Source organism: Paenibacillus allorhizosphaerae (assembly GCF_042659105.1).
Lineage (GTDB): Bacteria > Bacillota > Bacilli > Paenibacillales > NBRC-103111 > Paenibacillus_G > Paenibacillus_G allorhizosphaerae.
Genome location: NZ_JBHSRV010000005.1, coordinates 451,066 through 472,146, shown reverse-complemented (window position 1 = coordinate 472,146; position 21,081 = coordinate 451,066). Strand labels below are relative to the sequence as shown.

21 protein-coding genes are annotated in these 21,081 nt (G+C 54.4%); 4 read left to right on the top strand and 17 right to left on the bottom strand.

Annotated elements, in window-relative coordinates:
• Positions 1-28: 28 nt before the first annotated feature.
• The 3 genes from secF to ACFQI7_RS21170 all read right to left on the bottom strand — a co-directional run bounded on the left by secF (position 29) and on the right by ACFQI7_RS21170 (position 2,849).
• A complete protein-coding gene (gene secF, locus ACFQI7_RS21180; protein WP_218102243.1) occupies positions 29-934 on the bottom strand; it encodes a protein translocase subunit SecF in 906 nt (301 codons plus the stop codon).
• Positions 924-2,156 (bottom strand): protein translocase subunit SecD, encoded by a 1,233-nt coding sequence (gene secD, locus ACFQI7_RS21175; RefSeq protein WP_218102244.1) that lies wholly within the window; start codon positions 2,154-2,156, stop codon positions 924-926. Before secD ends, secF begins: the two co-directional genes overlap by 11 nt.
• Positions 2,157-2,267: 111 nt before the next feature.
• Positions 2,268-2,849: a post-transcriptional regulator gene (locus tag ACFQI7_RS21170; protein ID WP_329958284.1), complete on the bottom strand. Its 582-nt coding sequence runs from the start codon at positions 2,847-2,849 to the stop codon at positions 2,268-2,270.
• Positions 2,850-3,015: 166 nt separating this feature from the next.
• On the opposite strand from ACFQI7_RS21170, the gene spoVB reads away from it, so the two are divergent.
• The gene (gene spoVB / locus ACFQI7_RS21165) at positions 3,016-4,581 is read left to right on the top strand and encodes a stage V sporulation protein B (protein WP_218102245.1); all 1,566 of its coding nucleotides are present in this window, start codon (positions 3,016-3,018) and stop codon (positions 4,579-4,581) included.
• 4 nt (positions 4,582-4,585) lie between these two features.
• On the opposite strand, the gene ACFQI7_RS21160 is transcribed toward spoVB, so the two are convergent.
• Positions 4,586-5,263: a DUF421 domain-containing protein gene (locus ACFQI7_RS21160; RefSeq protein WP_218102246.1), complete on the bottom strand. Its 678-nt coding sequence runs from the start codon at positions 5,261-5,263 to the stop codon at positions 4,586-4,588.
• A 179-nt stretch (positions 5,264-5,442) separates the two neighbouring features.
• On the opposite strand from ACFQI7_RS21160, the gene ACFQI7_RS21155 reads away from it, so the two are divergent.
• Positions 5,443-5,802 carry a TIGR04086 family membrane protein gene (locus ACFQI7_RS21155; protein WP_218102247.1) on the top strand — a complete coding sequence of 120 codons (360 nt, stop codon included), beginning with the start codon at positions 5,443-5,445 and terminating at the stop codon, positions 5,800-5,802.
• 79 nt (positions 5,803-5,881) lie between these two features.
• Here ACFQI7_RS21155 and yajC read toward each other — a convergent pair whose 3' ends face one another.
• From yajC to ACFQI7_RS21115, 8 genes are all read right to left on the bottom strand, one after another.
• Positions 5,882-6,229: a preprotein translocase subunit YajC gene (yajC, locus tag ACFQI7_RS21150; RefSeq protein ID WP_218102248.1), complete on the bottom strand. Its 348-nt coding sequence runs from the start codon at positions 6,227-6,229 to the stop codon at positions 5,882-5,884.
• A gap of 78 nt (positions 6,230-6,307) precedes the next feature.
• Positions 6,308-7,441, bottom strand: coding sequence for a tRNA guanosine(34) transglycosylase Tgt (tgt, locus tag ACFQI7_RS21145; protein WP_218102249.1), 1,134 nt, complete (start codon positions 7,439-7,441; stop codon positions 6,308-6,310).
• 36 nt (positions 7,442-7,477) lie between these two features.
• Positions 7,478-8,542 carry a tRNA preQ1(34) S-adenosylmethionine ribosyltransferase-isomerase QueA gene (queA, locus tag ACFQI7_RS21140; protein WP_218102250.1) on the bottom strand — a complete coding sequence of 355 codons (1,065 nt, stop codon included), beginning with the start codon at positions 8,540-8,542 and terminating at the stop codon, positions 7,478-7,480.
• Positions 8,543-8,552: 10 nt separating this feature from the next.
• Positions 8,553-10,685, bottom strand: coding sequence for a SpoIID/LytB domain-containing protein (locus ACFQI7_RS21135; protein ID WP_230415564.1), 2,133 nt, complete (start codon positions 10,683-10,685; stop codon positions 8,553-8,555).
• Positions 10,686-10,747: 62 nt separating this feature from the next.
• Positions 10,748-11,755: a Holliday junction branch migration DNA helicase RuvB gene (gene ruvB, locus ACFQI7_RS21130; RefSeq protein WP_218102251.1), complete on the bottom strand. Its 1,008-nt coding sequence runs from the start codon at positions 11,753-11,755 to the stop codon at positions 10,748-10,750.
• Positions 11,756-11,816: 61 nt separating this feature from the next.
• On the bottom strand, positions 11,817-12,464 hold the full coding sequence (ruvA, locus tag ACFQI7_RS21125) for a Holliday junction branch migration protein RuvA (protein WP_218102252.1): 648 nt from the start codon (positions 12,462-12,464) through the stop codon (positions 11,817-11,819).
• On the bottom strand, positions 12,461-12,964 hold the full coding sequence (ruvC, locus tag ACFQI7_RS21120; protein ID WP_218102253.1) for a crossover junction endodeoxyribonuclease RuvC: 504 nt from the start codon (positions 12,962-12,964) through the stop codon (positions 12,461-12,463). The genes ruvA and ruvC overlap by 4 nt, the downstream gene beginning before the upstream one ends.
• A 193-nt stretch (positions 12,965-13,157) precedes the next feature.
• Complete coding sequence (locus ACFQI7_RS21115) at positions 13,158-13,859, bottom strand: BofC C-terminal domain-containing protein (protein WP_218102254.1); 702 nt, start codon at positions 13,857-13,859, stop codon at positions 13,158-13,160.
• A gap of 240 nt (positions 13,860-14,099) precedes the next feature.
• On the opposite strand from ACFQI7_RS21115, the gene lepB reads away from it, so the two are divergent.
• Positions 14,100-14,684: a signal peptidase I gene (gene lepB / locus ACFQI7_RS21110; RefSeq protein ID WP_230415566.1), complete on the top strand. Its 585-nt coding sequence runs from the start codon at positions 14,100-14,102 to the stop codon at positions 14,682-14,684.
• 120 nt (positions 14,685-14,804) lie between these two features.
• Here the strand turns inward: lepB and ACFQI7_RS21105 are convergent, their stop codons facing one another.
• Entirely contained in the window at positions 14,805-16,235 is a 1,431-nt protein-coding gene (locus tag ACFQI7_RS21105; RefSeq protein WP_218102256.1) for a LysM peptidoglycan-binding domain-containing protein, read from the bottom strand.
• 512 nt (positions 16,236-16,747) lie between these two features.
• Here ACFQI7_RS21105 and ACFQI7_RS21100 point away from each other — a divergent pair.
• Positions 16,748-17,068 carry an RCC1 domain-containing protein gene (locus ACFQI7_RS21100; protein WP_218102257.1) on the top strand — a complete coding sequence of 107 codons (321 nt, stop codon included), beginning with the start codon at positions 16,748-16,750 and terminating at the stop codon, positions 17,066-17,068.
• A gap of 173 nt (positions 17,069-17,241) precedes the next feature.
• Here the strand turns inward: ACFQI7_RS21100 and ilvE are convergent, their stop codons facing one another.
• From ilvE to thrC, 4 genes are read right to left on the bottom strand one after another with little or no spacing between them, the layout of a single operon-like run.
• Complete coding sequence (ilvE, locus tag ACFQI7_RS21095) at positions 17,242-18,120, bottom strand: branched-chain-amino-acid transaminase (protein ID WP_218102258.1); 879 nt, start codon at positions 18,118-18,120, stop codon at positions 17,242-17,244.
• 5 nt (positions 18,121-18,125) lie between these two features.
• The gene (gene pheA / locus ACFQI7_RS21090) at positions 18,126-19,013 is read right to left on the bottom strand and encodes a prephenate dehydratase (protein ID WP_218102259.1); all 888 of its coding nucleotides are present in this window, start codon (positions 19,011-19,013) and stop codon (positions 18,126-18,128) included.
• The gene (gene thrB / locus ACFQI7_RS21085; RefSeq protein WP_218102260.1) at positions 19,010-20,002 is read right to left on the bottom strand and encodes a homoserine kinase; all 993 of its coding nucleotides are present in this window, start codon (positions 20,000-20,002) and stop codon (positions 19,010-19,012) included. Before thrB ends, pheA begins: the two co-directional genes overlap by 4 nt.
• A gap of 13 nt (positions 20,003-20,015) precedes the next feature.
• Positions 20,016-21,077, bottom strand: coding sequence for a threonine synthase (gene thrC / locus ACFQI7_RS21080; RefSeq protein WP_218102261.1), 1,062 nt, complete (start codon positions 21,075-21,077; stop codon positions 20,016-20,018).
• Positions 21,078-21,081: the final 4 nt, after the last annotated feature.

Below are 21,081 nucleotides of genomic sequence, written 5' to 3'. Positions count from 1 at the left end.
GGTTTCGCGCGGCCGGTACTTTTATTTTTTACGCTGCGGCTTTCTTTTTAGAACCGAGCGATTTGTGCTTGAAGTAGTACCAGAGCGGACCGGCAATACATATGGACGAATATGCGCCGCTAGTCAACCCGATAATTTTCGCAAGAGCAAACAGTTTGATCGCCGGGCTGCCGAAAATAAACAAACAAACTGCAGCAATCAATACGGTAAGGACCGTATTAATATTCCGCGACATTGTCTGCCAAATGCTGTCATTCAGCAATTTCGCAACGTCTTCGGACGTTTTGAGCTTGGAGAACCGCAAATTTTCCCGTACGCGGTCAAAAATAACGATTTTATCGTTGATCGAATACCCGATGGTTGTCAGTACGGCCGCCATGAACGGCAAGTTCACCTCGAATCGGAAAATCGAGAAAAATGCAATGACCATAAAGGCGTCGTGTAAAATCGCGATAATGGATGCGATTGCGAACCTCCATTCGAACCGGATCGTTACGTACAGGCAGATGGCCACGCTGGCAACAGCGATGGCGATAATCGCTTTGTTCCTTTGTTCAATCGCCATATCCGGAGTTACGGTGTTCACCTCTTGGGAAACTTTGTCCCCATAGGTGGCGACGAACTCATCCTTTATTTTTTTCACGGTATCTTCCGACAAAATATCGTCGAACCGGACAGAAAGCCTGTCGCCGCTCTCTCCGCCGATCGTGCTGACCGCCGGTTCCACGCCGGCATTTTTAAAGATTTGCTCCGCTTTCGCAGAATCCAAAGCTTGTCCTACCGTAATATCAAGCGATGTACCCGCTTTGAAGTCAACGCCGTAATTCATGCCGCCTACAAGCAGAAAAATCAACCCAAGCACGATGATCGCGAGCGAACTGAAATAAAACTTTTTACGATGCTTTACAAAATCGATATGGTGTTTAAAGGTCACGAATTTCCGCCTCCTTCACTCCGAAATACCCCGGCTTTTTGAACAAATTGCCGCGGATTAACAAGTGAATAAGCAGCCGCGCCAAAAAGATATTCGTTAAAATACTGACAATGATACTCACGATACTTGTGAAAGCGAAGCCCCGAATCGCGCCGTTCCCGATATAGAAAAGGACGGCACTTGCGATAATATTCGTAATGTTCGCATCCATTATCGTCCGGAACGAGTGTTTGGAGCCTGATTTGAGCGAGGAGAGGATGCTTTTACCGCTGCGAATCTCTTCCCGAATCCGTTCGTACGTAATAATGTTCGCGTCCACCGCCATCCCGATACCGAGAATAAAGGCCGCAATCCCCGGCAGCGTAAGCGTTGCGTTCGCAAGTTCAAATATGATGAGCAGCAGCCAAGCGTAAGTAATGATCGTAATCGAGGCCACGACGCCCGGTATCCGGTAAAACACCAGCATGAACAGTAAAATCAAGACGGATCCGATCAATCCTGCCTTCACCGTTTCCTGCAAAGACAATAGCCCCAGGGAAGCCCCAACGCTTTGCGTGTACTTTTCCGTCAGCTTCAACGGCAGTGCCCCTAAGTTGATCGTATCCGCCAGCTTTTTCGCTTCATCGAACGTATAGTTACCGGTAATGCTTGCCGATCCGTCCGTCAGAACTTGCTGCACGATCGGCGCGGAAAGCTCCGTTTCATCCAAATAAATAGCCAGCGGCTTACCTAACAGCTTTTCGGTCACCGCTTTGAACTTCTCTTTATCTTTTACCTGGATCGAGATCATCGGCCGATTGCTTTGGTCGTAACCGAGCTTCGCTCCGCCTTCGACAAAGTCGCTTCCGATCATTTCTTTCGTTCCGTCGGGACCACGGAAAGTGAGTTCCGCCGGTTTCTTAATAATTTTTCTTACTTCTTCTTCGTTGACGACCCCGGCTAATCTTACGCGAATGCGATTCGTGCCTTCCGTCGTAATTTCCGGCTCGGCCACGCCGAGCTCGCTTGCTCTTTTTTCCAAGCTGACCGCCGTCTGCTTGAGCGATTCCGGTGTAACCGGTTTCCCCGCCTCGATCGGCTCCGCTACGTACAAAATTTCAAACCCGCCCTTGAGATCCAGTCCCAGCTTGATGTTCTTCACCAGCGCCGGACTCGTGTACGCAATGGAGGCGAACAAAATCGCGACGATAGCGAAAAAAGAGACAATTCTTTTGATGTCCATAACGATCTCCTTCCATAATCAATATTCCTATTATACCTACCTCCGAAAAACGAGTCAATTTGAAGGATTTTGGCGAATTCGCCGCGGGAGCAACGAAAAAAGACGCCCTTCTCAACGGAAATGGGCATCTTTGTATATGCTCATCGTCATCCAGTTCATGAACTGCGTTACTTTTAACGATAAAATATCGTTAACGATCCGGTGTATCGGCGGAATACCGCTCTTCCCGTATTTATCGCTGACGCATTCCCAAATTTCTCTTCCGGTCACTTGCTCGTAACCCAGCATACGGAATTCCGCCGCCTTGCTGCGGCATATTTCTTCGATGACCTGGTTCAGCTCGTCTGCGTCCATTCCCGGCTCTTCATCCGTATCGTCTGCGTCCATTCCCGACTCTTCCTCAGTATCGTCCGCCGCACGGTCCTGATCCGCCGCATGTTCGGCCTCAACCGGGGTTTCGGCGTCGATCGCTCCCGCAGCCGCAATTTCGTTCGCCACAGCGGGGAGCATGTCCTGCGGCTGCGGCCGCTCGTCTGCTTCCGGTCCGAAAAACTGTTCCATATATGGCACGCCGTCCACGGCTTTCCCTTCTGCGCCGGCATTCGACTCATTCGCAGCAGGCAAATCGTTCTCCTCGACTTCTTCCAGCTTGCCGGAGCCTTCCCGGTTCTGCTTCCATTCGTCTTGCCCCATATATGCTTGACCTCCCGCGCAATCGCTTGTCGAATAATGTATTCGCTGCGTGCATCCGATTTCCTGCCGCCGGGCGCTTCCCGGCCTTTATAAAAATTATTGCATGCATTCGGACAGGTTATGCATATCCATTAATAATCAGGTGGCAGAAAAGAGGTTTATTCCCGTGACAAAACAATCGTTCATCAAGGGCACGCTCATCCTGCTTGCAGCCGGCATTATTAATCGCATTCTCGGCTTCATTCCGCGGATTACGCTTCCGCGCGTAATCGGGGCCGAAGGAATCGGTCTTTACCAGATGGGATACCCGTTTCTTATCGTTATATTGACGATTGTCACGGGGGGAATTCCCATTGCGGTGGCCAAGCTGGTCGCCGCTGCCGAAGCCGAGGGCGATGAAGCAAGAGTCCGCAGCATTTTCCGGATTACGCTGTCGCTCTCATTTATCTTAAGCTCCGTCTTTACCGCCGGCACTTATTTCGGAGCCAGCCGGATTACGGAATATTTATTCACCGACGACAGGGTATATTTAACTTTTCTCTGCATGACGCCGATCATCTTCATCGTAGGAATATCCGCCGTATTCCGCGGCTATTTTCAAGGACGCCACAACATGATCCCGACGGCGCTGTCTCAGGTCATCGAAACGATCGTCCGGATCGTCACCGTCCTCGCGTTCGCCTACCTCATGCTGCCTTACGGCATCGAATATGCGGCGGCCGGAGCAATGGTCGGCGTGCTCGCCGGTGAAGTATGCGCCATGCTTGTTCTTATGCTGTTGTACAGGCAGGGACGCAAAAAAGCGCCTGCGGCTGCCGCGGGTAAAAACGGCAAGGCCGGCGCTCTCTCCCACATCGACAACTTGAAGCAAATCGTCAAGCTCGCTCTTCCGGTAACGGGCAGCAAGCTGGTCGGCTCCTGCTCCTATTTGCTGGAATCGATTTTGATCGTGCAATGTTTGGCTGCCGCAGGCGTCGCCACCAAAGTGGCGACAGCCCAATACGGTGCTCTGCAAGGAATGGTCATGCCTGTGCTGCTGCTTCCAAGCGCGCTGACGTACTCGCTCGCCGTCTCGTTAATTCCGTCTTTATCCGAAGCGTCGGCCCTCGGCGATATGAAGACCATCCACAAACGGCTGCATCAATCGCTGAAGCTCGCCTTGGTCACCGGTGCTCCGTTTGCCGTAATCATGTATGTGCTGGCTGAACCGATATGCTTATATATGTATGGACAGGCCGGGGTGGGTGCCATGCTCAAAATGATGGCCCCTGCTGCGCTGTTCATTTACTTCCAAGCCCCTCTCCAGGCGGCGCTTCAGGCGCTTGAACGTCCCGGCAGTGCGCTCATTAATACGCTTGTCGGATCATCCGTAAAGCTTGTTCTCATATACTTCCTGGCCAGCAATCCGCAATTCGGCATTCTTGGCGCGGTCGTCGCGATCACGGTCAATATTATGCTCGTCACCGTCTTGCATTGGAACAGCATCGCCCGGCTGCTGAAATTTTCCATGAACGCTAGCGACTTCTTCAAAGTGGCATTCAGCATGGCCGCTGCCGGAATGACCTGCCACCTGGTCATGTTTACGCAATGGACCGACAGCGGGATGATCCGTTTCCTTGCTGCATGCTGCGCCGGAATGCTCGTGTATTTAATGATTGCCCTGCTGCTGAGGCTGTTCGACCGGTCTGATTTGTTCCGATTGTTCTGGCTGGGCAAACGGTTTGTAAAGTAGGCGTTTATCGCTTTTTATCAATAAACCACTTGCCGCGGTGATCGACGGAACAGAAAAAAACGTCCTTGAATTCTTTGATCCCTCGGGCCTGAAGCTCCCGCTTCAGCCAGAACCGGGTTTTGCCCAGCTTGGTCAAGCTGTCGTCCTGCACCTTTCCGTCCATAATAAGCGGGAGCGGCAATCCTTCATAGCGGAACAACGGCTTGTCTTTCGAATCACCGGATGGTTCCCCCGGTGTTCTTTCTTTTACCGTTAATTTACCGGAAGGCTCCAGTACCGCAAATTCGACATCCGCGACGTTCAATATTTTATTTTCCCGCAGCTGCAGCAGCAAATCGTCCAGATTATACCGTTCCCGCTTCATCTCCTCACGGTTCAGCTTTCCTTTCACGATGAGTTCCGACGGTTTCCCTTCAAACCATCGCCGCAACTTTTCGTTTTTAAGCGACACATATGCAATGAGCATTTGAATCGCGACCAGTGTGACCATCGGTAATATGCCTTCCAATAGCGGTTTGTTCATGTCCTCGAGCACAAATACCGCGATTTCCGCAATCATAATCGAAATGACCAAGTCGAAGACAGACAGCTTCCCGATTTCTCTTTTGCCCATAATACGCATCGTAAAAAATACGATCACATAAATCAGTATGGTGCGAAAAAGCAGAGTTGACATCTGCATGGATCGATCCGTCCTCCTTGGAAAGGGTGCATGGGTATTTTGACCTTGGGTGAAGGCGAACATGCGGGTGAAATGTTGGTAAGAGGAAAAACGAATTCCGAAGGAGGAACATGTACTATTTCGTAGTACATGCCCATACAATGGGAGTATAGAATGGTTCGTGATGGAGGTTGAAGAATGTGAAAAGTTCTCCTTTGTTTTCCGGTTTAATGTATGCGGGATTGTTTATGCTAGTCGGCACACTGCTTGCTTCACTAATTATGCTCGGAACGAATGTGCCGGAGAGCTCGTGGCTGAGCTCGGCTCTGTTCATTCACGGCGTGGCCATGTTCATCGGCGGAATTTCGTCGGGAAAACGAGGCGGCAGCAAGGGTTGGTATCATGGCGGCCTGCTCGGCATCGTCTACGCGGTCATCGTCTGGATCATCGGCTTTTTGGCGTATGATGCCGGGCTGACGAAAGAGCTGATGTACTTGACCGGTGTCGCTTTTGCAGCGGGAGCGCTCGGAGGGATGATCGGGGTCAATATGAAAAAGTAACGAATGTCCAGACAAAAAAAGCGAGCGCCGACGGATGAATGTACCCTGGCCTCGCTTTTCTTTTGCGGCATTCGCCGCTTTATTTCTTTTCTTCCTTTTTTTCTTCTTTCTTTTCTTCCGCCGCCGAACTGCTCGTTATGGAATTGATGGCCGAACGATCGAAAGTGAGTTTTGTTACATCGTTGACGCGAAGTACGACGGAATCGTCCGTAATCTCGACAATTGTCCCGTGCATACCGCCGATGGTAACGACCTTGTCCCCTTTTTTCAAATTACCCAGCATCATGCTGCGCGTTTTTTGCCGTTTCTGTTGAGGACGAATAAGTAGGAAATACAGAACAACGAACATCAGTACAAGCGGACCGTAAGTGACAAGCATCGATTCAACGCCGGACGGTTGTGCCGCCGGGTCAGCCGCTAACCACATGCAATCTACCCCCTTCTCCATTAACTAAAATCGTTATGTATGCAGCCGAATCGCTCCGAGAGGAACGTTCCGCCGCGATTAAAACCCTTTGCTGTTCTCGTCTATGCCGTACTTTTCAAAGAAGGTTGCGCGGAAATCGAGCAAACGATCTTCGCGGATCGCCTGGCGAACGCCCCGCATCAGCTCCAGCAGAAAGTGCAGGTTATGATATGTAGTCAGACGAATACCGAAGGTCTCGTCCGCTTTAATCAAGTGGCGAATGTAGGCCCGCGAGTAATTGGTGCAGGTGTAGCAGGAACATTCCGGATCAAGCGGCCCGAAATCTTCCGCGTATTTGGCATTGCGCACGACGAGCCTGCCTGAGCTGGTCATAATGGTTCCGTTGCGCGCAATCCGTGTCGGAAGCACGCAATCAAACATATCGATTCCTCGTATGGCACCGTCTACAAGCGCATCCGGCGAACCGACGCCCATCAAATAGCGCGGCTTATTCGCCGGCAATAAAGGAACGGTATAGTCAAGCACCTCATACATAAGATGTTTCGGCTCACCGACGCTCAATCCCCCAATAGCATACCCCGGGAAATCCATGGAAGTCAACTCAACGGCGCTCTGCTTGCGCAGATCTTCATACATGCCTCCCTGCACGATAGCGAACAATCCCTGTTCGTTCGGACGGCTATGCGCTTTGAGGCAGCGTTCTGCCCAGCGGGTCGTCCGCTCCAGTGAATGCTTCGCGTAACTATGCTCGGCCGGATAAGGCGGGCATTCGTCGAACGCCATAATAATATCTGCGCCTAGCGCGTTCTGAATCTCAATCGACTTTTCCGGGGATATAAACAGCTTGTCCCCGTTCAAGTGCGACCTGAACTCTACGCCCTGTTCGCTGATTTTGCGCATTTCGCTCAAGGAAAACACTTGAAAGCCGCCGCTGTCCGTCAAAATCGGGCGATCCCAATTCATGAAGCGGTGCAATCCCCCGGCAGCCTTGACCAGCTCATGTCCGGGCCGGAGAAACAGATGGTACGTATTGCTTAAAATAATGTGCGCATCCATCGCCTTGAGCTCTTCCGGGCTCATCGTTTTCACCGTTGCCTGGGTACCGACTGGCATAAAAGCAGGCGTCTCGATCACGCCATGCGGGGTGTGAACCCGTCCGAGTCTCGCTCCGGATTGTTTGCACGTCTTAATATGTTCGTATGTAATCGTCATTGAATAATCCTTCTCCCTGTCAGTTCACAAACCGCTTCAATGGATAAACATCGCATCGCCAAAGCTGAAGAAACGGTATTCGCGGCGCACCGCTTCGTTGTAGGCCGCCAGCACATGTTCGCGCCCGGCCAGCGCGCTGATCAGCATCAAGAGCGTCGATTGCGGCAAATGAAAATTGGTCAGAAGCGCTTCGACGATACGAAATCGATAGCCCGGATAAATAAAGATACCCGTCCATCCGCGCCCGGCCCGCAGCAGGCCGTTCTCATCGGCAGCCGTCTCCAACGTGCGCGCCGACGTCGTCCCGACAGCGATCACGCGGCCCCCCTGTTGTTTGATACGATTGACCAGCGCCGCGGTTTCATCCGTAACCTCATAAAATTCTTCATGCATCTCATGCGACTCCACCGTCTCCACAGAAACCGGCCGGAATGTGCCAAGACCGACATGAAGCGTAACATAAGCTAATTGTACACCTTTTTGTTCCAATTTATGCAAATATTCCTTGGTGAAATGAAGACCTGCCGTCGGTGCCGCGGCCGACCCTTCATGACGGGCATATACCGTCTGATACCGCTCCCGATCCTCAAGCTGCTCTTTAATATACGGAGGAAGCGGCATGGAGCCGAGCCGATCCAGCACTTCATTAAAAATCCCTTTATAATGGAAGCGCAGTACGCGACCGCCCATTTCCCCTTCCGCTTCCACCGTTGCCGTAAGCGGAGGTTCGCCGGAAATGCCCGAGCCGTTCGATGGTTCCGCCCCTGCTCCAAAATGAAGCACGGCTCCTGTCTTGAGTCGTTTCGCCGGACGAACGAGCACTTCCCAGCGATCCCCCTCCAGCTGCTTGAGCAGCAATACTTCCGCTTTGGCGCCGGTGTCCGCCTTCACGCCAAAAAGCCGGGCTGGAATGACCCGCGTATCGTTCAACACGAGCACATCCCCGGCTTGAATATAATGTTCCAGTTGTTCAAACGTATGATGACCGATTTCGCCCGTACGCTTGTCCAGCGTCATGAGCCGCGAAGCGGTGCGCTCCGCGAGCGGCGTCTGGGCGATTAGCGATTCGGGCAAATGGTAATCGAACAAGTCGACTTGCATAATGTTGGCTTCATCCCTTAACGACCGAGACTCCTACGTAGTAGGTCTGCAGTATTTTTTGGTAATCGTAACCGAGCTCCGCATACCCTCGGGCTCCCCATTGGGACATGCCGAGGCCGTGACCGAGGCCGGTTCCTTTAAATATATATTGCTGGCTTTTGGTAACGATTCGCACGTTGCCGTCGCCGTCCATTACAAACAGCTGCGGCTCATTGCGTTCCATCGTCGCGCCGGAACCCGAAGCTACGTATACGGATGTCGACGATGCCGATGGATTGCGGGTTGCCCCGCCCGTACCCAATATAGTATACCGTCCCGTTTCTTCAATTTCAAACAGTGTGCTCGGCAGTCCGCCCAATAATGTGCGAAGCGCATCCGGATATGCGGCTTTCAGCGGCTGTCCGTTTGCTGTAACTTCGAGCGCCCGGCCGGAAGGTCCGCGTTTCGATATTTCCAACCTGTCGATCGTTGCCGCATTGGCGCCGGCCGGTAGCGCACTCGCCAGCTTGTCTCTCAGCTTCGCGGCATCAATTGGCCCGCGAACCCAGGCGTATGCATTGGATTCGGTTACCTGATCGATCACGACGAACCGGTCTCCGATGTTGACTTTAAAGAGTGCAGGGTTGGCTGCATTGTCTGCGTAAGGCGCTGACCGTACGCTTACATCGGTGCCGGTCGACACATAGAACTCCAGGCCGGCCGGATTCAACTGTCCGGTAGCGCGCGCATAGTCGGAATGTATATATCCGGTGTTGCCGTTCGGCAAAACGATACGATACCATGGCTTTTTCCCGGCACCGGCGCCTTCATCCGGGGAGGTCACGCTCTTCAAATAGTCGACTTTGTTCCCCCAGACTTCGGTCGATTCGGACGTTTTGCCGCCAGCGTTCGAATAAAAGAGCGGGTCAATCAGAGCATTTTTATAAAGCAGCACTTCGCCGTTCGTCGCTTGCACCGCCTGAAGCGCGGCCGGAAATTCCGCGGTCAGTCCTTTATAGGCTTGATCAATCGTCGTATCGGCCACATGCGCAATTTGGTATTTCACTCCCTGCTTGAGCGCGTAAGTGCGGGCGGCGACCGCCTGCGCCTTTAGCGCCTCCAAGGGCCAATCTTTCGTTAATTCGGAGCTGACGACCGAATATAAGTAATCTTCAAGCGGCAGCTCATTGATCACCGCGAGCTTTCCGTTGTGCCGCGTCAGCTCGATCCCGCCGCGGTATGCCCGTCCCCCGCGCTCGCGGACGACAATGCCGGCCGATGCGGAGGCATCGGCCACCGCCGGTGCGGCCCACAGTTTGACCGGTCCGCCGAACACGAAGCCGCGGGCCGCCTCGGCAGCGTCGGCGGTGACCGCCAGCTCGCTGCGCTGCAGGACGTAGCCCTGCTGCGCGGCGTCGACCGGCGTCAACGCCACGCCCGGCAGCGCCGCGGCGAGCTGCGTGCGCTGCGCTTGCAGCGCGGCGGCGTCGGCTGCGCCGCCGACGAGCACGGCATACGCGGGCGCCCCCGCGCTGCCGGCGGTCAGCTGCGCCACGTCGGCGTCGAAGCCGGCCTGCGCGATCGCGGCCGCTTGCGCCTGCGCCTCCGCGGCGCCGCTATAGGAGCCCGCGCTCAGACGCAGCGGGCCGGTCAGCACCGCCCCGGCTTGCGAAGCCGCCGCGGCCGATGCGGCTTCCTTGGTCGGATACGGACCAAGGTATACTTGATAGGCCGGCTGGCCGCGCTTCGTGCGCTGCACGATGCCCGCATCTTTGCCGGCCGCAGCCAGCTTCTGCGCCTGCGCTTTCGCTTGGGCGGCATCCGCCGTATCCGGCAGCTGCGCATAGTAGCCGTCCGCGTATACGCGGACCAGCTCCTTCGCTGCCGCCGTATGGACGGCGCCGCCTGAGTCCCGCAGGCTGAGCGCCAGACCGGCGCCCGAGGACAGCGTGACCGCAGGCGCCGTGTCGCTGTATTTGCCCGTGTCGATGAACAGCGCGACACGGATCTGCTCCAGCTTCGGCACGGCCGCCTCCGCTGTGCCGTAACTCCCGCCGGTCAGCAGCAGACCGGCAATCAGCGCCGCCTTCATTCCGATCCCGGCGGCATATTTCAACGTACGGACGGCTCTTCGTTCCCCGAGGAGCCGCCCTATTCCCCTCATCACTACCGTATTCCCCTCTCCCTGATGACTGTTTCAGCCCGTACCTCCACAGGCAGCCCCCGCTACGATGACCGGCTCGGCATCGGCAAGCCGAGATGCTTGCATGCCGCAGCGGTAATCATTCGACCGCGAGGCGTTCGCTGCAAAAATCCGATTTGCAGCAAGTAAGGCTCGTACACGTCTTCGATCGTCTGGCTTTCCTCCCCGATGGAAGCGGCAATCGTATCCAGTCCGACAGGCCCTCCCTGGAAGCTCAGAATGATGGCGCGCAGCATCTTATGATCGATCTCGTCGAGTCCGAGCGGATCGACCTGAATGCTTACAAGCGCCGCGCGGGCAATGTCCACCGTAATGACGCCGTCGCCCTTCACCTGGGCGAAATCGCGTACCCGCTTCAGCAGCCGGTTAGCGATCCGCGGCGTCCCGCGCGAACGCATACCGATCTCATGAGACGCTTCGCCGACAATCTGTACCTGCAAAATATCGGCCGTCCGGCTGACAATATACGCTAGCTCGTCGACCGTATAATACTCCAGCCGGCTGACGACGCCGAAACGGTCACGAAGCGGCGCCGACAGAAGCCCGGCCCGGGTAGTCGCTCCGACCAGCGTGAACGGCGGCAAATCGAGCCGCACCGAACGTGCGCTCGGCCCTTTGCCGATGATGATGTCAAGCGCATAGTCCTCCATCGCCGGATACAGCACTTCTTCCACCGTCCGATGCAATCGGTGGATTTCATCGATGAACAGCACATCGTTCTCCTGCAAGTTCGTCAAGATCGCCGCCAAATCGCCCGGCCGTTCGATGGCCGGTCCCGATGTCGTGCGTAAATTCACGCCCAGCTCGTTGGCGATAATGTTCGAGAGCGTCGTCTTGCCCAATCCCGGGGGACCGTACAGCAGCACGTGATCGAGCGCTTCATTGCGCATTTTGGCCGCTTCTATGTAGATTTTCAAATTTTCCTTTGCCTGCTTCTGCCCGATGTACTCCGCCAAATAACGGGGACGCAGGCTGAACTCCATCGTCTGATCCTCCATCATCAGATGAGCCGAAATAATGCGGTCTTCCATGCTGTGCCGCAGCTCCTTCCTCTATCTCGCCAAATCCATTGCTTTAGATCCGATTCACGCCTTATTTCATTTGCGCCTCTTGAAACAGCGCCTTCAGCGCAAGCTTTGTTACGGCATCCGTCGTTTCATCGCCTTTGAGCTTGGGCTTTACCGTATGGCCTGCCCGGTCCGCTTCCGCTTCCGTGTAACCGAGCGCCATCAGCGCCGCCTTCGCTTCCGCCCATGCCGTTCCACCGGTCGTCGCGGCAGCCGAAGCCTCCATGCCCGCTCCGAACAAATGGGCCGCATCGTCTGCGGCGGAAAGCGCCCCGAGCTTGTCCTTCAAATCGAGCACCATCCGCTGGGCCGTCTTTTTGCCGATGCCCGGCAGCTTGGTCAAAAAGGTCAAGTTTTCCTGGCGGATCGCCGCAGCGATCACTTCCGGCTTCCCGCCGGCCAATACCCCGATCGCCACTTTCGGGCCGATGCCGTTCACGTCGAGCAGCAAGCGGAACAAGGACTGCTCCTCCCGCGTCGTAAAGCCGAACAGCAGATGGGCGTCTTCCCGGACATGATAATGGATATATAAAGTCACTTCACCGTCTTTCCCGTCCTTCGGGAGCACCGCAAACGGGTTGGCGCAAAATACGCGGTAGCCTACGCCTTTTACATCAAGCACAACGTATTCCGTCTCCCGATGCGCTACAGTTCCTCTTAAAAAGTCGATCATCGCTTGTATACCTCGTTTATTTTTTGTTGAAGGGCGGACGAATGCGCATGGCATATGGCGATCGCAAGCGCGTCGGCCACATCGTCCGGCTTCGGTACGGCGGATAAGTGCAAAAACATCCGCACCATCTCCTGCACCTGTTTTTTCTCCGCTTTGCCGTACCCCACGATGGCCTGCTTGACCTGTAGCGGCGTGTATTCCGCGATCGGCAGTCCTTTTTGCTCGGCCGCCAGCATCAATACGCCTCTAGCTTGACCTACCGTCAGCGCCGTCGTTACATTCCGGTTAAAGAAAAGTTTTTCAATCGCAACCGCATCCGGCTTATACTTATCGATCAATTGCACGATCGCCTCATATACCTGCTTCAGCCGCAAAGCATCCGCCGTGTGCGCCTCGGTCTGAATGGAACCGTACTGCACCGGCACGAGCTTATGACCTTGCTTGTCAATGAAACCGAATCCAACGATCGCGATCCCCGGATCGATACCTAATATCCGCATAACTGCACGCCTTTCTCAATCTTCTTCATCCGTTTGAACCGGTTTCCGTCAAAAAACCGAACATATGTATTCACTGTCATTATAACAGATAATTTATCCCATGACACGGGCAAGTTTGCCTCGCCTGCCTGCGCCTGCGGCCGCAAATAAAAAAAAGCCACCCTCGCGGATGACTGTTTTTTTATAAGCCCCTTCATGGCTGCTGCGTCGTTTGCATTACTTTTTCCGTTTCCTCCACCGCATAGTCGCTTAATGTCGACAACACGCTGTTGTAATCCGCTAAATCCGTTACCCGGATGCCCCGATACAGTTGCTTTACCGTTTCACGGGGCAGGCTGCTTTCCAAATGCTCGATATTGAGCTGGAAAAAAGTCCGGATAACGTTCGTTCCGCTAGCCCCGGGTATGCCTTCGAATAAGGACAAGTTGCCTCCGGCATCCAGCCCGAAATACGCGTTTTCTTTGCAACGCGGCGACAGGTCGTCCACTTTTTCCGTGAAAAACACTTTGCCCCCGTCTTCCAAACTGACCTTGAGCGTCGGATGTTCCTTGTAGTACGCTAATATGTCCCCGGAGCTCATGGAACCGATCAGCTGCAGCTCTTCGCCGCATACATAAGACTTCTTGGAAAATACCTCGCGGTTTCCGTCGATTCCGTTGATCATCGAAATAACATCTTTCTCCGGCTGTGCCGGTTTGGTCATGTTGCGGCCAAAGACGGTCTGCTCCTGCAAATTCCATGCATTCGGCCCCGTATTCCGGTCGCGCGCCAGCCAAATCCATGTCGCAGCCGCACCCGCTATCAGCAGAACGGCAGCGAGATTTAACCACCTGCGCTTCCATCGCAGTTTTTTTTTCAACTGTTTTTTCATCTGATTCCAGAAGCTGAGCAGCATATGACGATCCCCTCTTTTATTTGCATCCTGAATGTAAAGAACATCAAATGGCTCCGGTCCGAGCGGTGCTGCTGCTCTTCGTCGAAGCGCTTCGTCGAAGCGCTTCGTCGAACGTCATGTAATCGATACAGAAACAATAAGGAATCAGCGAGCCTTGCCCATTGATCGACCGGCTGGTTTCTTACTATTTTTCCCATTGGGATCGACGTTTATACCGATTGCATGTATACTAGACTGGTTATGACCGTCTCATTTTCCCGGAAAGGAAGGATCCCTGTGCGATCTATTGTAAAAGAGATCTGGGCATGGATAAGCTCGATTGCCATCGCCTTCGTTTTGACGCTCCTTATTGGCCTGTTCGTCTTCCAACCGACTAAGGTACTCGGCCATTCGATGGATCCGACCCTGCATAACGAGCAGCGAATCTATGTGTCCAAGCTGGTGCATACGTTTGGTTACGAACCGAAGTACGGGGATATCGTCATCATCGACAGCCGTGTGGAACGTCCCCGCTCGTTCAAGGACGACCTGCTCGAGCATCCGCTGTTGGAATTGATGCGCGGCGTTCAGGATGAGAACATGTACGTCAAACGGGTCATCGGCAAGCCCGGCGATGTCATCGAGCTTAAAGAGCAAAAGGTGTATCGCAACGGCGAGCCGCTGGATGAGCCTTATATCAACGAAACGATGCAATTTAGTGCCGAACGCAAATGGACGGTGCCGGAAGGTTCCCTGTTCGTGATGGGGGATAACCGGAATCATAGTAAAGATAGCCGGGATATCGGCTTTGTACCGCTCGATCACGTGCTGGGGATCAAGCTGTAACGCCGGCGCATCCGAAACCAAATCATCGTAACAAAAAACGAGCGTTTCTACCGCGCAAAACTTGCGGCAGAGACGCTCGTTTCTTTTATTTGCTACTAGGTTCCGTATGCTTCCCCTAGCTTACCTGCTGAGCCAAGGCGAAGCTTTGCTCGATCTTGACGAGGAATGCGAGGCACGTCGGTTGCGCTCGATCAGGCTGCTGATCGCCGCGCGCGCCGCGCTTTGCTTGGAATTCCGTTTAGGCGCTTTCTTTTTGGCCGCTGCGGCTTCTTCTTTGACCTGTGTAATCGTTGCCTGCTCACCACGCGATTTGTCTACCCCTGCGGACTTCTCCATGCCCCCGATGTGTTCATTTTCGCTCCACGGCATCTGCATCCCGAATGGAGAAGCGCCATGTCCCGGGTAAAAAGGCTCGCTAGGATAGCCGCTGACCCCGGCAGTCGGATAGTGGGTCGGATAGGCGGTCGGGTAACTGCTCGGGAATGCCGGTTCGGCCATATACGGCATGATCGGCATGTGATGATGGAAATGATCATGCGGCATGGCAAGGAACGGTTCGTTCGGGTGCACCATCTCCGGGAAGAAATCCGGATGGTGGTCGGCGTAAGGAAGCGTCTGGGCTCCACCGCCGCATCCGCAACCGCAGTCTCCACCCTTCATCGGTTGAGGCGTATACATCAGCGGCTCGTAATGAGGCATTTCCGCCGCATGCATCATTGTAGGCATTGTCTGCATTGTCTGCATTGTCTGCATTGTCGGCATTGTCGGCATCGTCGGCATCGTCGGCATTGTCGGCATGATCGGCAGCTCCGGCGGTGCCCATTCGTTCTCCTTGCCTTTGCCGGACGGCTGTTCATGCACCATCGCCTCGACAGCTGGCATCTGGAATTGCTGGAACGGATGCTGAGCCGGCTGCTCAGGGATCGCCCAATTCGGATACGGATTGCTCATATGTTCATTCGGCACATAATGATGAACGCCTTCGAGCCCGGTCGTATGCTCCGTTGCCGGAAACTCAATATTCGGGAATGGATGAATATTGGGCACGTTCGGGAAATGCGAAAGGTTCGGGTTTACCGGAGCTTCCATAACCGGTGCCACATTCGTTGGCATTGGCGCCGGCGCCTCCGGCAGTTCCGAGATCGGCGCCGCTTCGAGCGGCAATATTTGCGAAGTGTCCGCTTTCGGCTGCGGGGTCGGATTGGGATTCGCCGCAGGCTTCAGCTTCGGAATATATACGATATCGCCGGTCATGAGCACATTCGGATTTTTCAGCTGCGGGTTGGCCGCCACCATGTCGGCAAGCGGAACGCCCCAAGCTTTTCCGAGCTTCCAGAGCGAGTCGCCTTGAACTACCGTATGTTTATACAAGTAGTCGGTGGGCGGAGTTACCGGCTTAGCCTCGTTGGGGATTTTCACCTTCATCCCCACGTCGATGACGTTCGGATCGGCGATTTGCGGATTGGCCGCAATCAGCTTATCGAGCTCGATGTGGTACTTCTGCGCGATCTCGTATAAGGATTCGCCCTTTTTTACAATATGGATCTTCACTGCATAAACCTCCTTCAAGTTTTACGAGTCAAACGACCTCAATCGGCCAGCTGGGTCATACGTAAGCAAGCTAACTTGAAATGAGGACCTACCGCTTACGCGCCAGAGCAAAATGACATTACAGTTTATGCAGTAAGTTGGGCATTTGACCATCCGTTCTTTAAAAAAGTTCCTATTTGCGTAACTACCCGCATTTGAGGAACGATTCATTGGAGCAATAAAAGCAATGAAATATTGAAGTACCGCAGGAAAACAATCCATTTTTTATAATATTTGCTAATTTATTGTATTTTCATCGCACTTGCAACAATATTCCATAAAATGGCGTCAAACTAGATAATATTACGGATGCCGTAGATCTCGCCTATATTTACCAAGCGTCGCAATCGAAATTGGCGATCGTTAAGAAAGACGGCACCGTGTGGAAGTGGACTGGCGATGAATGCTTTTTTGCAATGAAAAAAGACGCTACGATCTGGGGCTAGGGGAATAACCTGCATGGACAGCTCGGTTTGAAAGTACAACAAATATACGAAACCCCCGAACTCTTTCCCGGGTTGACCGAATCTACGTTCGCGCTCAAAAAAGATGGAACCGTATGGTCATGGGGTTTTGAGCTTGACAGGACACCGGTGATCGGCACCTCGATTGACCCGGAGCTTAAACGTGTGGAAGGATTAAGCGATGTCAAAAAAATCGCCTGCGGCGGTGCCCATGTCTTAGCGGTATTGAAGGACGGTTCGCTATGGGCATGGGGCTCGAATGTTTACGGCCAATTGGGTGACGGAACGTTCCAGGACAGCGGAAAGCCGATTCCGATTGTTCTCAAATAATCATGTCTATTTACGTAATGCCGCTTCTTACGTTAAAACGGAAAGCAAGAGTGCGGTCGCAATGGACCGTGGCAAAAGGCGACATGATTCCTTATCCGGTTCCAGCTTTCTTACGCAAAAAGAACCTCATCTCCTGCGCGGGATTGAGGTTCTTTTATGTAACGAGACTACCGTTATTCGTACACCTTTACGCCGTCGATTTCGACCAGCTTGCGGAATTCCTTCAGCAGGTGGGTCGTGATGGGGCCGGCTTTGCCTTCACCGATGATGCGGGCATCGACTTCGCGAACCGCGATGACTTCGGCGGCCGTTCCGGTAAAGAACACTTCGTCGGCTACGTATACGTCATGCAGCGTAAACGGCTCTTCCTTGAGCGTGTAGCCCAGCTCGCCGCAGATCTCGATGATCGCCGCGCGGGTAATGCCTTCCAGCGCTCCGACGTAGCATGGCGGAGTGTAGACAACGCCTCTCTTCACGATAAAGATGTTGTCTGACGAGCCTTCCGCTACATACCCTTGCGAATTGAGCATGATAGCTTCGCCTACGCCTGCGAGGTTGGCCTGGATTTTAACCAAAATGTTGTTCAAATAGTTGAGCGATTTGATCTTCGGATTGAGCGCATCCGGCACGTTGCGGCGGGTCGAGACGGATACCGTCTTCAGGCCCCTCAAGTATGCCTCCTCCGGGTAGATCGACAGCTGCTCCACGATGATGATCACGTTCGCTTTCGGCGATCGGCGCGGGTCCAGACCCAAATCCCCCGGTCCGCGGGAGACGACCAAACGAATGTAACCGTCGCGCAGCTCGTTGCGGCGAATCGTCTCGATCAGCACCTGCTGCATTTCATCCTGTTTCAGCGGAATGTCGAGCATAATGGATTTAGCCGAATCATACAGTCGGTCCAAATGCTCCTTGCTTTTAAAAATGTTGCCGTTGTAAATCCGAATGCCCTCGAAGATCCCGTCTCCATACAAAAAGCCATGATCGTATACCGAGATTTTCGCGTCCTCTTTGCTGACGTACTGACCGTTTAAGTAGATGATTTGTGCCATGTCTTCTACACCTCCGAAGTGTCGGGTACGTAATCGTAAGTCGGGTAGCAACCCAATATGCGAACCTGACAGCCGATCGCTTCGATTTCTTGAAGGGCTGCCGGGAGCAAAACGGAATCCATGGAAGCTTCAATATCGATGTAAAAGAAATAAGTGCCTAGCTTTTTCTTCGTCGGACGCGATTCAATCTTGGACAAGTTGATCCGTCTCCAGGAGAAAGCCGACAACACCTGATGCAGCGCGCCCGGATAATCGGACGGCAGCGTAACCAATATCGTCGTCTTCGTCCGGTTCGCCGGCTTCGCGCCTTCGAATTTCTCGCGCCCGATCAGAATGAACCGGGTAAAATTGTCCTCGTGATCGTGAATGCCTTTAGCCAGCGTCTCCAGTCCGTACATCGTACCGGCGGCAAGCGGTGCGAGCGCCGCAACTTGGGTGCGTGCAAGCTCCTTTACCAGACGCGCCGCTTCCCCGTTGCTGCCTACCGCTTCAAGCTCCACATGAGGCAAATACTGCCGCAAAAACTGCTGGCACTGCGCTAGCGTAACCCCGTGCGAATACACTTTGCGGATTCGCTTGCAGCTTTCTTCCATCGTCCCGGACGCTACGCCTTCCTGCGGGAGACGAAGAAGGTTGATGGAAATCGGATACACCCATTCCGCCTGGATCGGCAAATCGACTTCATGCACAAGGGTGTCCACATGCAGGTTTACGGAGCCTTCGAACGTATTCTCGATCGGGATGACGCTGTAATCCGTCATTCCGTCTACCGTCGACTGAAATACGTCGGGGATCAACTTGTAATTCACGTATTCATAAGACGACCTGCCGAGAAAATAATGCGCCGATTCCTCGGTAAAGGTACCCGGCCCTAGAAGAGCTATTTTCTTCATGCACGGACATCTCCTTTGATCATTTCCATTAACGGCGCTTTCGGCTCATCCCCCGCCGTCCAAGCTTCGATCTGCACGCCCTGCCGATCGGGACTCAGCCACATCATCGTGGCTTCAATGCCTTCCTGCCGCAGCGTACCGATCATGAAGTTTTCCAGCTCCGCCTTGCGGGAGCTGGCGCGATCCACGAGCGCAAGCATCGTCGGGCCCGCGCCGCTGAGCGCGACGCCGAGGGCGCCGTGCTCCGTCGCCTCGGCGAGAATGTGGCCGAGGCCTGGCACGAGCGGCGCACGGTAAGGCTGATGCAGCGCGTCCTTCATCGCGCGCGAGATCATGTCGAGCCGCCCGGTGCAGAAGGCGGCGACGAGCAGCGAGGAATGCCCTACGTTGAAGACGGCATTCTCGAGGCTTTGCTGGCGCGGCAGCACCCCGCGCGCCTTCTCCGTCGCCAGCTGGAAGTGCGGGATCGCCACCAGCACTTCCAGCTGCGGGTCGGGCTCTACGCGGATATGCTCCGCCCGCGTCCCGTCCCAGAAGGCGACGACGAGGCCGCCGAACAGTGAAGCCCCGACATTGTCGGGGTGGTGCTCGAGCTCCGTCGCCATCTGGAACAGCGTGTCATCGGACAGCGGACTGCCGATGAGCGCATTGGCGGCTGCGAGGCCGCCTACGATCGCTGACGCGCTGCTGCCGAGCCCGCGCGTCAGCGGGATATCGCTGTACATCGCAATATCCAGTTCGGGCAGGCTGACGCCGGCCCGCTTGAATACCATTTGCGCTACCTCATAGATGAGGTTGCTCTTGTCCGTCGGCACGCCGTTCATTTGATCGCCATGCAGCGTGATCCGCGTTTGGTCGGCAACGCCCATTTCGATCCATGCGTACAAGTCCAGCGCCATGCCTAGCGTATCGAAGCCGGGCCCGAGGTTGGCCGTGCTCGCCGGCACTTTGACGCGAACTTTGCTGATGCGGTTGCGGTTCTCTTCCATCCTGCAATCGCCCCTAACCTTCGAGCTTGCTGATCGCTTCCATGACCGCCGCTTCGGAGTCCTGCACGACCATCGGTTCCGCGTTCACGCTCTTGATCGCGATGTTCGGGTCTTTCAAGCCATGGCCAGTCAATACGCAAACGACCGACTGGCCGTTTTCGAAGTAGCCTTCCTTCTTCAGCTTCATCACGCCTGCGATCGAAGCCGCCGAAGCCGGCTCGGCAAAGATGCCTTCACGGGCTGCAATCGTTTTGTAGGCGTGCAAAATTTGCTCGTCCGTTACAAAATTGATTTGTCCGCCGGAATCTTTCGCCGCCGCTTCCGCGCCTTTCCAGGTGGCCGGATTGCCGATGCGGATCGCCGTCGCGATCGTCTCCGGATTCGGGATCGGCTCGCCGCGTACGATCGCCGCCGCGCCTTCCGCTTCAAAGCCGATCATCTTCGGCAGCGACTTCGATTTGCCGTTCTCATAATATTCTTTGAAGCCTTTCCAGTATGCCGTAATGTTACCGGCGTTGCCTACCGGAATCGCGAGATAGTCCGGCGCTTTGCCCAGCTGGTCGCACACTTCGAAAGCGGCCGTTTTCTGACCTTCGATGCGGTACGGATTCACGGAGTTGACCAGTGTAATCGGATGCTTCGCCGTAATCTCGCGGACGATTTCCAGCGCACGGTCGAAGTTGCCTTCGATGGCGATGACTTTGGCGCCGTAGATGATCGCCTGCGCCAGCTTGCCTAGCGCGATGTTGTTGTTCGGAATGAGCACGATGCAGTTCAGTCCGCCGCGCGCCGCATAAGCTGCCGCTGCGGCGGAGGTGTTACCGGTGGAAGCGCACATGATCGTGCGGCTGCCTTCTTCCATTGCTTTCGCGACCGCCATCACCATGCCGCGGTCCTTGAACGAACCGGTCGGGTTCAGCCCTTCGTATTTGAAATAAATGTCCAGATCGAGTTCATTCGATAAATTTTCCGCGCGTACTAGCGGAGTATTGCCTTCCTGCAGCGTCAGCAGCGGCGTGTTGTCGTTAACCGGCAAATATTTTTTGTACGTTTGCAGCAGTCCCATGTATCTCATGATT

Bases quoted from the DNA above. Each gene is read 5' to 3' on its own strand.
- ruvA (WP_218102252.1), bottom strand. From the start codon at position 12,464: ATGATCGACTTTTTAAGAGGAACTGTAGCGCATCGGGAGACGGAATAC.
- ACFQI7_RS21170 (WP_329958284.1), bottom strand. From the start codon at position 2,849: ATGGGGCAAGACGAATGGAAGCAGAACCGGGAAGGCTCCGGCAAGCTG.
- ruvC (WP_218102253.1), bottom strand. From the start codon at position 12,964: ATGCGGATATTAGGTATCGATCCGGGGATCGCGATCGTTGGATTCGGT.
- ruvB (WP_218102251.1), bottom strand. From the start codon at position 11,755: ATGGAAGACCGCATTATTTCGGCTCATCTGATGATGGAGGATCAGACG.
- ACFQI7_RS21135 (WP_230415564.1), bottom strand. From the start codon at position 10,685: ATGAGGGGAATAGGGCGGCTCCTCGGGGAACGAAGAGCCGTCCGTACG.
- lepB (WP_230415566.1), top strand. From the start codon at position 14,100: ATGACCGTCTCATTTTCCCGGAAAGGAAGGATCCCTGTGCGATCTATT.
- secD (WP_218102244.1), bottom strand. From the start codon at position 2,156: ATGGACATCAAAAGAATTGTCTCTTTTTTCGCTATCGTCGCGATTTTG.
- ilvE (WP_218102258.1), bottom strand. From the start codon at position 18,120: ATGGCACAAATCATCTACTTAAACGGTCAGTACGTCAGCAAAGAGGAC.
- pheA (WP_218102259.1), bottom strand. From the start codon at position 19,013: ATGAAGAAAATAGCTCTTCTAGGGCCGGGTACCTTTACCGAGGAATCG.
- thrB (WP_218102260.1), bottom strand. From the start codon at position 20,002: ATGGAAGAGAACCGCAACCGCATCAGCAAAGTTCGCGTCAAAGTGCCG.
- tgt (WP_218102249.1), bottom strand. From the start codon at position 7,441: ATGACGATTACATACGAACATATTAAGACGTGCAAACAATCCGGAGCG.
- queA (WP_218102250.1), bottom strand. From the start codon at position 8,542: ATGCAAGTCGACTTGTTCGATTACCATTTGCCCGAATCGCTAATCGCC.
- thrC (WP_218102261.1), bottom strand. From the start codon at position 21,077: ATGAGATACATGGGACTGCTGCAAACGTACAAAAAATATTTGCCGGTT.
- ACFQI7_RS21115 (WP_218102254.1), bottom strand. From the start codon at position 13,859: ATGCTGCTCAGCTTCTGGAATCAGATGAAAAAACAGTTGAAAAAAAAA.
- yajC (WP_218102248.1), bottom strand. From the start codon at position 6,229: ATGTGGTTAGCGGCTGACCCGGCGGCACAACCGTCCGGCGTTGAATCG.
- ACFQI7_RS21160 (WP_218102246.1), bottom strand. From the start codon at position 5,263: ATGCAGATGTCAACTCTGCTTTTTCGCACCATACTGATTTATGTGATC.